This window comes from Pedobacter folensis, assembly GCF_056490665.1.
Genome location: NZ_JBWJIF010000001.1, coordinates 1,840,491 through 1,855,899, shown reverse-complemented (window position 1 = coordinate 1,855,899; position 15,409 = coordinate 1,840,491). Strand labels below are relative to the sequence as shown.

Sequence of the window (15,409 nt, the reverse complement as noted above, 5' to 3'; positions counted from 1 at the left end):
AAATTAAAAAAAAGCCAGTAGTTAGGCGTAACTACTGGCAATACATTAAGCTTCGTGTTAGTCGGTCTCTATCCACTCCGAAGGTAACTTCCCGAAAAACTTCTTGAATTCTTTACTAAAGTAGCGGCTATCTAAAAAACCCACCATATACGAAACCTGATAAACCGTATAAAGCCTGGTTTCCAGCAGTTCTGCCGCTTTTTTCAGGCGTAGCCCTTTTATAAAATCATTTACCGATGAACCAGTGACCGATTTTACTTTTTTGTAAAGGATCGGCGTACTCATGTTCATCAGCCTGGCCAGTTCGTTAACACCAAATTCAGGATTCTCTATGGAAGCTGTGATGTTTTCGACCAATTGATTCATGAATTTCTTACTCTCCGTACCAAGCTGGGTTTGGATTAATTGGTTAAAGATATCAATCGGCTCTGAATTTTTGTTCAGCAACTGACCAACATGCGTGTGCACGTTCTGTATGGCTACAATAAGGTTGTTTACCTGCAGCAGCAAAGCCTGCGGGGTAAATGGTTTAGTGAGGTAAACATCAGCACCATGAGATAAGCCGGTTATTACATCTTCGGCCTGTGTTTTTGCTGTTAGCAATATAAAAGGAATATGGTTGGTGGCCACATTAGATTTGATCAGGTCACAAAAGTCAAATCCCGACATTTCAGGCATCGTAACATCGCTGATGATCAGATCGGGAATATGCCGTTTTGCCTGTTCCCAGGCTTCTTTTCCATTTCTGCTGATGATTACATGATAATAAGGGTTTAAGATATCATCCAGCAATATAGCAAGCTCGAGGTTATCTTCAGCCAATAAAATAGTTGGTTTCTGGCTTTCATCTGCCTGTGTTAAGGGCAATAACGGTTTATGGTCCGTTTGTTCATCCCCATGATCAGGGAAAGTATGGTCGGCATCGTAAGCTGCTAACGAATCATAGGCTTCTTTTTGTCTTTTCGGTAAGGAAATCGTAAAGGAAGTATGTCCGGGCTCATTCATCGTCTCCAACCGGCTGGTTACCGTAATCGTACCCTGATGAAGCTCAACAATAGCTTTTGACAGGGCCAGACCTATACCATAACCTGTATTTTGAAAACCATGGTCTGCAACCTGATAGTAATTTTCGAATAATTTGTTTAAGTGTGACTGCGAAATACCCCTTCCGTTATCTTCAATCGTAATGGTCACCTCGTGATCAGTCTGGCTGATCCTGAGTTTAACCAGGCCGCCATTCTGTGTAAATTTGTAGGCATTGGCCAACAGGTTGATAATGGCTTTTTTTAATTGAAAGGCATCGCATAATAAAAAGGCTGATTTTAGATTTTCCTTTTCTAAGAGGGTGGTAATCTGTTTTTGCTCAGCGGTTTCCGAAAACATCTGCAGGCAATCTTCCAGTATAGGCAGTAAATCCTGCACATTTTCTGATAATGTTAAATGTTTATCCTCTGTCTTTCTAAAATCCAGCAGTTCGTTAACAAGCGTTAGTAGTCGCCTGGCGTTACCGGCAACCCCCAGTATTTTATCTTTTTGTTTTTTACCCAATTGTTCGTCAGAAACGAGTTGCTCTATCGGGGGAGAAATGAGGCTCAGGTGTGTTCTGATTTCATGAGATACATTGGTGAAAAAATTGATCTTATATTGGTGAAGTTCGTCTTCTCTTTTTAAGAGGGTGCGCAATACAAAATAACGACTGATGAAGAAAACAATGCTGGTTAAAATAATACCATACAGCATATAAGCCCACCAGGTGGCCCAAAACGGCGGATGTATTTTAATGGTTAAACGAATCGGTTCCATCCAGTTGGGGCTGCCATTATTACCGCTTACCATTAACGTATAAGTGCCGGGAGCGAGGTTGTTAAATGTTGCTTCGGCTAAATTAGTTGTGGTCCAGCCTTTGCTTAATCCCTGAAGGCTATACCGGAATGCATTTTTTTTAGGTTTAATAAAATCCAGCAATGCAAATTCGAAGGTTAAGGAGTTCTGGTTATGGCTAAGTTCAACCTTGTTGGTATAGGTGATGGATTTACGCAATACCGAACTATCAATCTCTACCGGTACATCGAAAATCCGCATGCCGGTAATCACTACACTTGATTTTGTCGTATCGTCCCGGATTTGGTCAGGATCAAAATAAATCAGTCCATCCAATGTTCCAAAAAACAAATTGTTATCCCGTTCATACCTGGCGTTGATGTTAAAATTGGTACTGATCAGTCCGTCAGCTTTGGTATATTGTGTAACGATTTTCTGCTTTGGGCTAACCTTGAGCAATCCACTGTCACTGGCCAGCCAGATACGGTTTTGCCTATCGAAAGCGATGCTGTATACCGAACGATTATTCACCTGGCTATTGATTTGATATAAGGCAAACTGAGCACGCTGCTCATTAAATGCTGCCAGGCCATGGCTTTCTAAACCTAAATAAATGGTGCCATGATGTTCGGAAATCGTGTTTACAGGATATTTTAAATGATAAATGCGGATACTATCACCTTCAACTTTCATTACTTTGGTTTCGGTAGCAAACCATAACCTTTTTTTGGTGTCCTGAAAGGCAACGCCAGCGAGAAAAGATTTTAGTGCCGGTTGCTGCATCAGTCTATCCGCTTTCAAATGGGTTCCGGTACGTTTATATACCTTTAAGCCATTGCTTGAGGTAATCCAGAGCCTGTTTAGCCCGTCTTCTACAATTGAGTTCACCTCGGTAATTCGTTCAGTCCCGGTTAAACGGTGTTCGATTATGTTAGAGCTGGCATTAAGGACATCTAAAGTGCCCGAAAAAGTGCCAATCCATAAATTCCCATCCTCATCTTTAAACAGGGTTTTGATGAAATTTGAACTGATTGACTTGTCGTTACCCTGCTGGTTTTTTAAATAAGAGACCTGTTTAGTTGACTGGTTAAAAATATTTATTCCTCCGCCTTCGGTGCCAATCCAAAGCTCCGTTTGATTACGGTTGCACATGCTGCTGACCACCCGATGGTTGAGGTTTAAAGCGGTTGGACCAATGCCTAGATGGCGAAAGGGGGCAAGGGGTGGCTTTATTAAATCCAGACCGCTGTAATAAGAACCAATCCAAATGGTTCCTGAGCGCTGTTGAAACAAGCTGTGGATCGAACTATTGTGTAAGGTTTGCTCATCTCCCGCCTTGCTGGTCAACTCAAAGGTATTCAGGTTATTGATATCGAAAAAAAACAGACCGTCGGCAGTGGCAACGCTAATTTTATGGTCTAACAAACTAATAATCGACCTTATTTTGTGGGTAGCCCCACCAGGCAAAGCAGGTTGTTGCTGCGCCTCTATAAATTTCCCTTGCTGGTAATGGCATAAAAGCAGGCCGCCAGCATATGATCCAAACCAAAACCTTCCATTATTATCCATTTTAATCGAAGTAATTTTCTCCTTTTGCAAGAAAACCGGCAGTTCAGCTGTTGTTCTGCTTAGCATAATCCGGTCAGCTTTGATCTTTACTTCAAAAAGCCCTCTGTTTGTCCCGCACCAGATCCTGCCATCTGACCCATAAAAAATCGTATGGCACAATATATCTTCGCCATCACCAAAAGCCCTTGCTGAAGCAATGATTTTATTTTCTTTAGTGATTAGTACGATACCGGCTGTGGTACCTGCCAGGATATTTCCAGAACGATCTGTTGTTACTTGTTTAACCTCGGGTTGTATGGGATAAGGAAGCTTGATCTGCCTGAATTTTTCGGTAAGGGGATCGAAAGTAATCAGTCCTAATGCAGTACCCATCCATAACCGGTTCTGTTGATCCCAGAATAAAGACCTGATCAAAGCAGGCGATGAAGGTTTATTGGTATCCCCCAGTATATTCTTAAAACTGCGCCACCTCAAACCATCAAACCTGCTTAGGCCATTTTCCGTGCCGAACCACATAAAACCCTGTCTGTCTTGAGCAATAGACAGCACATTATTCTGAACAAGTCCATCTTCGGTACTGAAATGTGTAGAAACAGATAATTGCGCATTTACCTGCAAAGCTCCACACAGGAGTAAGCACATCATGCCTATCCAGCCCGCTGCACGGATGGCGCATTTTCTATTTAAATTTAAATGAAGCAGGATGATCATTATAATAAAGTTATGAGATATTTGGTGTTAATATTCAAAATTAACCGACGATTACTGAAAAAGCGTAGGATTTAAGATTTTCGACCTATTTGTTTAAGATTTTCACCCTTTAATAATCGGTTGATTAAGGAAATTTACAAGCTAAGCTGAGCAAATAAGCGCTCAATAATATCCATAACCAAATAAACCCATTAAGCAGTTTTTTAAGATGCATGCACCTTAAAATGGGCATATCTAAAAATCAACTGGAGACAATCAAATGCGTAAATCTAGCCTTTTACTTTTTCTAATTCCTGTTTTATTCAGTGCAAAAACTGCGCATAGCCAATCGGGTGCATTAACCAGCAACACCATAAAAGTGAAGCCGATTAACTGGAGCAGTTTCCACAAGAAGCCACCTCATGATGAACTGGCGAAAGTTGTAAAAACAAGCCTGCTGAATGCCAATAAGTTTGCATTAAACACCTGGTACCGGGATATCAAAAAATATCAGCCGGATTCCAGCGGTTACCTCGACCTGAAAAGCATCTCAAAGGTTAACGAATACCGTTATCGTTTTCCTGCAGCCATGTCGTTTGGTGTAGCCATCGCCATCAAAACCAGGATATACGATCCCGCTATTACAGGGATTTCTTTACAGGAAGCTAAAAATAAAACGATCCAAATGGTAAGGGCTGTAGCCTACGACCATAAAGTGAATCAAACCAGAAAGGTTTGGGGTGGCGATTGGCAGGCCGCCCACTGGGCTTATTATTCGGGTTATGCGGCCTGGCTTTTATGGGATGATTTTTCTAAAAAAGATCAAACTTACATCACCCGGATGATCGTTTCCGAAGCAGATCGTTTTCTGAGTATCGTTCCACTCTATTATAAAGACAGCACCGGGAAAGTATTGTTTCCCGGTGATTCTAAAATTGAAGAAGATGCCTGGAATGCCGAGCTGTTATACCTGGCTGCGGTAATGTTGCCAGAGCATCCGCATTCCGCTCAATGGCTGCATAAGGCGGTAGAATATTTAATGGCCTCAACGGCCTTACCTTCCGATCTGCATAATTCGCGGATGATACACGGATATCCTGTTAGCCACTGGGTGCAGGGCTCCAATATGGAAGAACCTGGTTTCGTGATCAATCATGGGATCATCCATCCACAGTACAATGCCATTGCCTCGATGATCAATGCACCGATTGTATTTTCGCTGGCCGGAAAAACAACACCGGAGGCAGCGCGCTTCAATCTTGATAAAATTTATTTTTCGGTAACTGCACATCAGTTTTCATCACCACCTTATAAAGCACCGGGCGGTACCATGTATCGCGAAGGAACGGCAGCTGTTTATTACCCGGAAGGTTCAGATTGGGGGCAGGGTGTTTACGATAATTATGCCAACCTCGATATTGCGGCATTTACTTATGGCTGGGATAATCTTGCCCCAAAACATAAGGGAAAATATTGGGCTAAACTGCATATGGATAAGGTGCTTGAACAGCAAAAGCGCTTTGCCGATGGGCACGCTTATGCAGGCGATCAGGAAAACAGCTACCTGGGCAGAGAAGAGGCCATTGCCAGCCGGATGGGATCAGCCTGGATGACGATCTGGTTACAGCAACAGGTACCGGCAGTTTATGAGAACAAGCCTATTCCTGAAAATTAGCGTTATTTTTTTTAAAAAAAATCAACCAAGACCAATAAACAAAAATGAAACAAATGGTAAGTGTTTTTTTATTGCTAAGCACTGATTATAGTCTGATAGCTGGAAGACAGGAGTGGAAATAAAAAAAAATACTGTAATTTACTAGCAATAACAAGCATTATATGAGCGATAACCACAACTCTAGAAGAAGATTTTTAACACAGGCTTTACTGGCTTCTGCTGCGGCCGCAATGCCTGGTTTTTTATTTGCAAACGGGCATAAGCCTTCAGGCTTTGGTGCTGCCGATAAAGTAAACCTGGCCTGCATTGGCATTGGTAACCGCGGAGGCGAAATTATCCGCGAACTCCACAACACCGGACTGGCAAATATTGTAGCCTTATGCGATGTAGACATGGAGGCACCACATACCCTGGCCATTCTGAAAATGTTTCCAAATGTGCCGCGTTTTAAAGATTTTAGGCAGATGTTCGATAAAATGGGCAGCCAGATTGAAGCGGTTTCTATTGGTACGCCCGATTTCTCGCATTTTCCGATTACCATGATGGCCATTGGCCTTGGTAAACATGTGTATGTGGAGAAACCGATGGCCCGCACCTTTAACGAGGTAGAACTGATGATGAAAGCGGCAAGGAAAAACTCAAAAGTGGTTACCCAGATGGGAAATCAGGGGCATTCGGAAGCCAATTATTTCCAGTATAAAGCATGGGTAGAAGCAGGTATTATTAAAGATGTAACCGCCATTACCGCACATATGAACATGGCAAGGCGCTGGCATGGCTGGGATACGAAAATCACTTCGTTCCCACCAGCAGAAACACAGCCCGATACCCTTGACTGGAATATCTGGCAGATGCAGACCCAGGGGCACCAGTATAACAAAGATTTTGTGAATGGGCAATGGCGCTGCTGGTTCGATTTTGGTATGGGCGCTTTGGGCGATTGGGGTGCGCATATCCTCGATACTTCTCATCAGTTTCTTGATCTTGGCCTTCCTTATGAGGTAGACCCGATAAAGTTAGATGGCCACAATAATTTTTTCTATCCGATGTCTTCCACACTTTCGTTTAAATTCCCTAAACGTGGCAGTATGCCCCCTGTTGAAGTGAAGTGGTACGATGGTATTGACAATCTTCCCCCAATCCCGGCCGGATATGGTGTGCAAGGGCTCGATCCCAACATTCCACCACCAAGCAATGGTGCTGTTACTGCAGCTAAACTAAATCCGGGTAAAATTATTTATGGCAAAGACCTCACTTTTAAAGGTGGTTCGCATGGCAGCACATTATCCATTATTCCGGAGGAAAAAGCGAAGGAAATGGCTTCCCGCTTGCCTGTTGTACCGCTGAGCCCATCCAATCATTTTGCCAATTTCTTAAAAGCATGTAAAGGCGAAGAACAAACCCGTTCATCTTTCGAAATTGCAGGCCCGTTAAGCCAGGTATTCTGCCTTGGCGTGCTGGCGCAGTGGACAGGAGAAAAAATAGTTTTCGACAGAAAAAAGAAGAAAATCACCAGTAGTAAAAATGCAAACGAATTGCTCATCGGCCCTCCACCCCGTAAAGGATGGGAGCAGTATTATAAAGTATAATTTTTCACATAGCGAATAGAAATATAACCTTAAATATAGTATTCGACAGTGTCATTAAGTTCAGGAGAAAATAAAAAATATGGTCATCCTGAACCTGTCGAAGGACAAATGTTTTTTATGACTTAATGGTATTGAGCGTATGAACCAAAACGCAATATCCTCTCCCGGAGGTTTAAAGCGTTTTGGTTCTGATGTTTATAGTCTTGTAATCATCGCCACATCAGTGAAAAAATATGCAACATAAGCTAGTTGAAATGAATGGTGCTGGAAAAAGAATCGTGGTATTGGTAGATCTTTTATGCTATGGAATAATAGAACTTCCTATTGTTTATCATATCGATTTTCATAAAAGTGATGTGAAGCGCTGTAAAGTAAACTGTTATATTGAACTTCCTGATAGGAATGAACATAACTGGCTCATCCAAAGTAATTTTGCTTTCTTTTTTACTGCAAACCCCAAAGGCAATGGTTATGTGTTATCTTTTGAAAATGATCTTAATAAGAACATCTATTATCATAATATGCTAAATGTATTTTCTGATTATCTTGTTTTTAAGGAAGACTTTTTCGCTTATTTTTCTGAATATTAAGCTGCCTGATCTGCCTGATCTGCCCTCTTTTAAAACAAAGCACAAACGTTTGCGTGTGATCGGCTTTTTTAAATTCTGTTTTCATCATGTGATCGCCTGTAAAGCAAAATCAAACCGGTCTCCTCTTTTTTGCAATACTATTTATTTCGATCATCTCCTATTTTTGTAATAATAAATTTACATGCGCAGGCGGTTTCGCAAATAACCAGATAATTATACCTTTAAGCCAGGGGCTTAACCCTGTTGAATAGAATTTTATTATTTTTCTATTTCACCCACTAAGATGATATCCTAATTTAAAAGTTTTAAAGCAGATGCAGTGCAATTATCGGCACTATCAACACCTCCTAAATACGATGATATTGACAATATACTGGCAGACAAACGTTTGTGCTGTCTTTTTTATTTGACTTAAATCAATTGTACTTAGTTTTGATAAAGGTCTCTAACTAAGATCTATACCAAACATCCTATAATCATTTTATAAAAACAAACGAATAAATTTTCGCAATAACCAACTAACCAAATAAACCTATTAAACAAGTTTTTGCCGGATACCTCTTGAAATAAATGAGGTTGAAATCAGGAAGGATTACCATATGGCCTGAAATGGGCAGGATCAGCTGTAAGATGCCATTTGGCAACAGGTAGCCAGGTGCGTGTAATATCGAACCGGAAAGATTTGGCTGGTGCAGGATAAAAGATTAATAGCGGTGGAAATGATGGTTGCTTTTTGATCATATAAAACTAAAAATTTTAACTCATAACCGATAACCGATGAACAGAATATTTTTCCTTTTGGCCCTGCTAACCTTAGTCGCTATAAACGTTGATGCCCAGCAGGCAGGGAAAATGGACAATGATTCCAGGTCCAACAGTTTGATCGCTGCAGCGCCCTTTTTAAGGATTACCCCTGGTGCGCGTATTGCTGGAATGGGAAATGCAGGAGTGGCACTAGAGGCTGATGCACATTCGGCGGCCATCAATGCAGCAGCGATGGCCTATCTGCCTACCCAATCAACAGGGGTAGGGTTAACCTATACGCCATGGATGCGGAACCTGGTGCCAGATATGAACCTTACTTACCTGAGTGGTTACCGCAACCTGGATGGCCGCAATACCATCGGGGCTTCTTTAAGGTATTTTTCTCTGGGTACCGTTAATCTCACCGATGATAATTCACAGGAATTGGGAACGGCCCGTCCGACAGAGTTTGCGGCTGATATTACTTATGCCCGGAGTTTTGGGAAAGAATTCGCACTGGGCGGAAGCATCCGTTTCATCAATAGCAGTCTGTTTACTGGCACCACAAGCTCAGGCGTACAGTCAGGACCGGGAAGGGCCCTGGCAGCCGATATATCCGGGATTTACCGGACCGGGGTGATGTTATTCGGCGGACCTGCAGATTGGTCGATGGGGGTAAATATATCCAACATCGGGACAAAAATGAATTATAGCGATACCGGAACGCAATATTTCCTGCCTACTGAGTTCAAACTGGGCTCTGCAATAGCTTTTATTGGAAATGAAAGCAAACTGACCCTTGCCTTAGATATCAATAAACTGCTTATACCTACCCAGCCCATTTATTCGCCTGATGGAAAGATTATCAGTGGAAAGAACCCTGGTAGGTCTGTCCCGGCAGGGATTTTCGGGTCATTTAATGATGCACCAGGCGGTTTTAATGAAGAGCTAAGGGAAGTTGGGCTGTCAACCGGGCTCGAATTATTATTTAAAGATATGATGGTATTTCGTGCTGGTTATAACTATCAGGATGCCCAGAAAGGTGATGGCAGTTATTTTACCCTGGGTGCAGGCTTTAGGTACCAGATCTACAGCATTGATATGTCTTATCTGGCTACTGCAGAAAGAAGCAATCCGCTGGCCAATACGCTGCGCTTTGGCCTTGCCGTAAATTTTCTCCCGAGGAAGGGAAAATAAAAGCAATAACAAGCAGGTCCTGGCCAGACTTTGCCGATGAAAAGATATCAGAAGAGGGGGGGATGGCCGAAAAAACTAAACCAATGGCTTTAATAACCAATAGTCTTTTAAGACAAGCGGTTGAAAAGCAATATAAAACCCATATTATTTAATTTAAACCCTAACCAGATGAAAAAACGATTACTCTCTTTTCTTGCCATGTTATTGCTCTGTGCAATTGCAAATGCCCAAAACCCGGTCACCATCACGGCGGCGGCTTCGAAACGGCCATCACAGGGTGGTAGCGAAATTACGAAAGCCTACGATGGTAACCTGACCACCATGTACCACTCTAACTGGTCTTTAAACGCCATGCCAGATACGGTTGATTTTTATTTTGTTGGTGTAAAAAGCATTAATAAAGTGGATTATACCCCAAGGCAGTCGGGGCCAAATGGTATCTGGACTACAGTAGATGTTTATTATGCTACTGCCGATGCGCCTTCGGTTTTTGTAAGCAAGCTGAGTAATATCAGCTGGGCGCAAAACAATACGGTAAAAACAATCGATATGACGGCCAGCCCGATTGTAAAACCCTACATCGTCCGCTTCGTTATCAGGGCAGCAGGAGGCAATTTTTCGAGTTGTGCTGAGATCAATTTTAGCTCGGCAGAAACAGGGCCATTTGTTCAGCCAATTGATTGTGATAATCCGATAGCAGAAGATTTTACAGCCTATACTGATGTTAAACTAGATATTGCAAGTGCCAGCGTAAGCCCTGCGTCAAACGGTGGTGAGGGCATTGCGCGTACTTACGATAATAATACGGCTACCCTCTACCACTCTAACTATGCAGGTGGTGGATTCCCGATCAGTTTAACTTATAATTTTACCACCAATCCTTCCATTGATTATATCACCTATGTGCCCAGGCAAGATGGTGGTTCGAATGGTATTTTTGGTACGGGCGAAATCTGGTATAAAACCACTACGCAAACTACCCTAACCAAATTAATGGATTTCGATACGGGTTTTAGTTCAGCGGCGTATCAGATCAGTTTTCCTGTAGCTTTAACCAACGTTACCCAAATTGTGGTGAAAGTGCTTACCGGTAAAAATAATTTCGCCAGTTGCGCCGAAATGCAGTTTTATCAGAAAAACAGCGCAGGCAATTTATATACAAATATTTTTGCCGATGAGCTGCATAGCACATTAAAAGCAGGAATAACGCAGGCGGATATCGATGCCATTGCTTCTCCGTTTTTTAAATCATTGGCACAGTGTATTTTTAACAATAGTTACAACAAAAAATACCGTGTACAGAGCTACGATTTTTATCCAAATCCAGGCACAGTAGAAGGCATATTAAAATCAAATGGCTTGAACAGGGTAGAAAACCCGACCGGAATTGCTTTCAAGGCCAATACCAAAGCGATTGTTTTTGTTGGTGATACTTATGGTGTAAATCCACAATTGCTGGTGAAGGATTTTGGACTTGATTATAGCGCCACTACCGATAGTTATCCTTTGAAAAAAGGCGTAAACATTATCAATGTGTTACATGATGGACTAGCCTATATCAATTATTTTAGCGATAAGCCTAATCTGCAACCTATCCAGATTAACATTACCACGGGGCAGGTAAATGGTTATTATAATCCATTAACGGATACCAACGACCAATGGACACAGATGTTGCTGAACGGTGTGTATTCGAAGTTAGATATGAAAGGAACCTATGTTAATTTAAATCTCAACAAAAATATACTGATCAGTAATTCGGCAGCTAGTGGAAAAGCGCTGGTTGCAGCCTACGATACCATTGTGCACAATGAGTATACCTTAAATGGCCTTGTAAAATACAACAGAGTGCCTAAAAACCATATGTTTCTGAGGTCTATAACCGGGGATGGAAATCCCAACGCAAGTGGCGATGGTGTAAATTATCCCATAGGTGTTGGTGGAAGTGGTTCGAACCTGGCAAGTGCTACAGGGGTTTTTAAAGATCCATGGGGAATTGCGCATGAGTTTGGCCACAATAACCAGGTGAGGCCAGGAGCTAAATGGATAGGCACCACTGAAGTAACCAATAACGTTAATTCGGCATGGATCCAATACCTCTATAGCAGCAGCTACCCGAATACAACAAGACTTGAAAAAGGTAACGATGTGCCTAAAGCAGGTGCAGCCAGTTTATATGGTGGCCGCTACGGATCGTTATTTGATAATTGCCTGATACAGAAAAAACATATGGAAGCACAAGGCGATGTGTTTGTGCGATTGGTGCCTTTGTGGCAACTGGAAGTTTATTATCAGCTTGCAGGCGCAAGTAAAAACCTGCCAACGATGCAACAACGATTATCAGGTACACCTGCTCCAGCTGCTCAGCCTGATGTAGCTTTCTGGTATGGCGATGTGCTGGAGAAAATGCGTACAACCAGTCAGACAGGATTAAATGAAGGTCAGTTACTGCTCAATTTCGTAAGTGCTACCTGCGACGCCGTTCAGGAAGATTTGACCGACTTCTTCGTGAAAAGTGGCTACCTGTTGCCAATTGATATGGATATAGACGATTATTCGATAAAGCGTTTAACCATTACACAGGCACAGATAGATGCGCTCATCGCTGCTGTACAGGCTAAAGGATATCCAAAACCAGTATCTCCGGTCTTAAATTATATTTCGGCAAATACGATAAATACCTTTAGAAACAAGGTTCCACTCGCAACAACTGCGGTGGCAACAGTTGGGGTAACGGTGAATACCAACACCTTAAAAATAGACAATACGAAATGGGCCAATGCAGTAGCTTTTGAGACCTATAACCAAAAAGTACTTACCGATGTGGCGATTTATGGCGCCGGAGAAGCCACCACAGCAAATGCAACCACAACGGTTCAATACGCTGCAGGTTCTACCAGTGTTTATGCCATTGGATATGACGGCTCAAGAAAACTGGTTTATCCTGCTGTAGATGTGGCCAACCTGTTACCAACGGTGGCTATTACCTCACCGGTGAGCAATGCTGTAGTTACAGCAGGTGCAGATGTGGCCATAAACGCCAATGCAGCCGATACCGACGGAACAGTTGCCAAGGTAGAATTTTATCAGGGCAGCACTTTGCTGGGGCAGTCAACCACTGCTCCTTATAACTTTACCTGGACTAATCCGGCTGTTGGAACCTATGCACTTACTGCTAAGGCCACCGATAATAACGGCGGAATAACGGTATCAGACACGGTGAAGGTGATCATCAATACCTTGCCAACAGTGGCCATCAGTTCACCGGCAAACCATGCGGTGTTTACAGCAGGTACGAATGTTACTATCGATGCGAATGCTACTGATACTGACGGAACAATCAGCAAGGTAGAGTTTTATCAAGGCAACACTTTACTGGGCCAGTCAACTACTGCGCCATATGGCTTTACCTGGACTAATCCAGCTGCAGGAAATTATAGCCTTATCGCTAAAGCAACCGATAATAATGGCGGAATAACGGTGTCTGATACCGTGAAGGTGATCATCAATACCTTACCAGCAATAGCGATCAGTTCGCCGGCAAACAATGTGGTGTTTACCGCAGGTACCAACATTACTATTGATGCCACTGCTACCGATACCGATGGAACGGTTACTAAAGTTGAGTTTTATCAGGGCAGCACACTTTTAGGTCAGTCAACCAGCGCACCTTATAGTTTTAGCTGGACCAATCCTGCTGCAGGAAATTACAGCCTTACGGCTAAAGCAACCGATAATAACGGTGGAACAACTGTTTCAGATACCATTAAAGTCAACGTAAATACTTTGCCAACGGTGGCCATCAGTTCACCGGCAAACCAGGCCGCATATACAGCGGGTTCGGATGTTGTTCTAAATGCCAATGCCGTTGATACCGATGGAACAATTACTAAAGTAGAGTTTTATGAGGGCAGCACTTTGTTAGGTCAATCTACCACTGCACCATATAGCTTTACCTGGAATAATCCTGGTCCCAGATTTTATAACATCACTGCAAAAGCCACCGACAATAATGGCGGAACAGCTGTTGCAGATACGGTTAGGATTAAGATCAATACCTTACCAAGCGTAGCCATCAGTTCGCCTGCAGACCTTGCGGCACTTACTTCGGGTACTGATCTGGCCATTAACGCCAACGCTACCGATGCCGATGGATCGGTTGCTAAAGTAGAATTTTATCAGGGCAGCACGCTGCTGGGCCAGTCGACTACTACGCCCTACAGTTTTACCTGGACTAATCTTCCGGCCGGAGCTTATGCACTTACCGCAAAGGCAACCGACAATAATGGGGGAACAACACTCTCGGCTATTGTAAACGTTACGGTTAGCGCTGCGCCAACCGTATCAATTAGCGCTCCGATAAACAACGCTACATTTACGGCAAATTCGAATATTAGCCTCAATGCCAATACCACCGGAACGATTGTTAAAGTGGAGTTTTATCAAGGTTCAACTTTGCTGGGCCAATCTACTACAGCACCATTTAACCTGGCATGGAATAATGTTTCCGTAGGAATGTATACGCTTACCGCTAAAGCCACCGATCATTTAGGCAGGCTTGCTACATCTTCAGCGATTAATGTGAAGGTAAATGCGCCACAGGCTTTAACGGTTAATCCGGTAGCCGATGCATTTGTGCGTGATGGGATTTTTGCTGGTGTTAATAATGGCAGCGCGAAAAGCCTGGATGTGAGCAGCGAAAACTGGTCCTTTTTCAGAGAATCTTACCTGCGTTTCGATTACAGCACATTTTCTGGTTCAGTAGTAAACAGTGCAAAAATCAGGGTATATGCTTCCCGTATAGATATTAATCCATCGAGGGTAGTATCGGTATATGGCCTGTCTAATAGCACCTGGGCTGAAAATACCATTACCTGGAATAACAAACCGTCAGAAAATGGTACACTGCTTGGTACTTATACTGTTAAAAATACAGCCAGGGCCTGGTATGAGCTGGACGTAACAGCTTATATCAATAGCCAGCTTGCTTTAGGGAAAAAAATCATTTCCATCAGGCTGATCAATCAGGGCGGAAAAGGATTTGGTAACCTGGTAGGTTTTAATTCGCGCGAGGCAACCAGCAATAAACCAGAACTGTTACTGAATCAGGAAGCAGTGAATTTCGAAGAATCGCCAATCAATACGAATATTGGCAATGCCATTGGAGCATTGCTGGGACTAAAAATTACCGCCTGGCCAAATCCAAGTACAACCGGGTTTAAAGTGCTGGTAGAAAGTACCAGCAATGAAGCATTGCAATACAGGGTGTATAATATTGCCCAACAATTGGTTAAAGAAGCTAAAACAGCCGCTACTGAGCAACTGACTTTTGGAGCCGAACTCCCTACCGGGGTATACATGGTAGAAGTAAGACAGGGCACAGAAAGAAAGGTTGTAAAAGTAATTAAGTTATAGTCCCTTAGTTTTTAATTTTAATGAAAAAGAGCGTGCCTGAAAAGCACGCTCTTTTTTTATGCACTCATTTTTTAAGGTTAGCCAGGCTCTTTTTAAAGATCTGCTCGTTTAAAGAACAG

At 42.6% G+C, this 15,409-nt stretch carries 7 protein-coding genes; 5 read left to right on the top strand and 2 right to left on the bottom strand.

The window, feature by feature from the left end:
• Positions 1–57 precede the first annotated feature (57 nt).
• Positions 58–4,101, bottom strand: a complete 4,044-nt coding sequence (locus AC04QZ_RS07300; RefSeq protein WP_478357200.1) for a two-component regulator propeller domain-containing protein — start codon at positions 4,099–4,101, stop codon at positions 58–60.
• Between the two features lie 259 nt (positions 4,102–4,360).
• Between AC04QZ_RS07300 and AC04QZ_RS07295 the strand changes: the two genes are divergently transcribed.
• From AC04QZ_RS07295 to AC04QZ_RS07285, 3 genes are all read left to right on the top strand, one after another.
• A complete protein-coding gene (locus AC04QZ_RS07295; RefSeq protein ID WP_478357199.1) occupies positions 4,361–5,755 on the top strand; it encodes a hypothetical protein in 1,395 nt (464 codons plus the stop codon).
• Between the two features lie 161 nt (positions 5,756–5,916).
• On the top strand, positions 5,917–7,344 hold the full coding sequence (locus tag AC04QZ_RS07290) for a Gfo/Idh/MocA family protein (RefSeq protein WP_478357198.1): 1,428 nt from the start codon (positions 5,917–5,919) through the stop codon (positions 7,342–7,344).
• A 233-nt stretch (positions 7,345–7,577) separates the two neighbouring features.
• A complete protein-coding gene (locus AC04QZ_RS07285; protein WP_478357197.1) occupies positions 7,578–7,934 on the top strand; it encodes a hypothetical protein in 357 nt (118 codons plus the stop codon).
• 582 nt (positions 7,935–8,516) lie between these two features.
• On the opposite strand, the gene AC04QZ_RS07280 is transcribed toward AC04QZ_RS07285, so the two are convergent.
• Positions 8,517–8,675 carry a hypothetical protein gene (locus AC04QZ_RS07280; RefSeq protein ID WP_478357196.1) on the bottom strand — a complete coding sequence of 53 codons (159 nt, stop codon included), beginning with the start codon at positions 8,673–8,675 and terminating at the stop codon, positions 8,517–8,519.
• Between the two features lie 36 nt (positions 8,676–8,711).
• Here AC04QZ_RS07280 and porV point away from each other — a divergent pair, with 36 nt between their 5' ends.
• Complete coding sequence (gene porV / locus AC04QZ_RS07275; protein WP_478357195.1) at positions 8,712–9,875, top strand: type IX secretion system outer membrane channel protein PorV; 1,164 nt, start codon at positions 8,712–8,714, stop codon at positions 9,873–9,875.
• Positions 9,876–10,043: 168 nt separating this feature from the next.
• Positions 10,044–15,290, top strand: coding sequence for an Ig-like domain-containing protein (locus tag AC04QZ_RS07270; RefSeq protein WP_478357194.1), 5,247 nt, complete (start codon positions 10,044–10,046; stop codon positions 15,288–15,290).
• Positions 15,291–15,409: the final 119 nt, after the last annotated feature.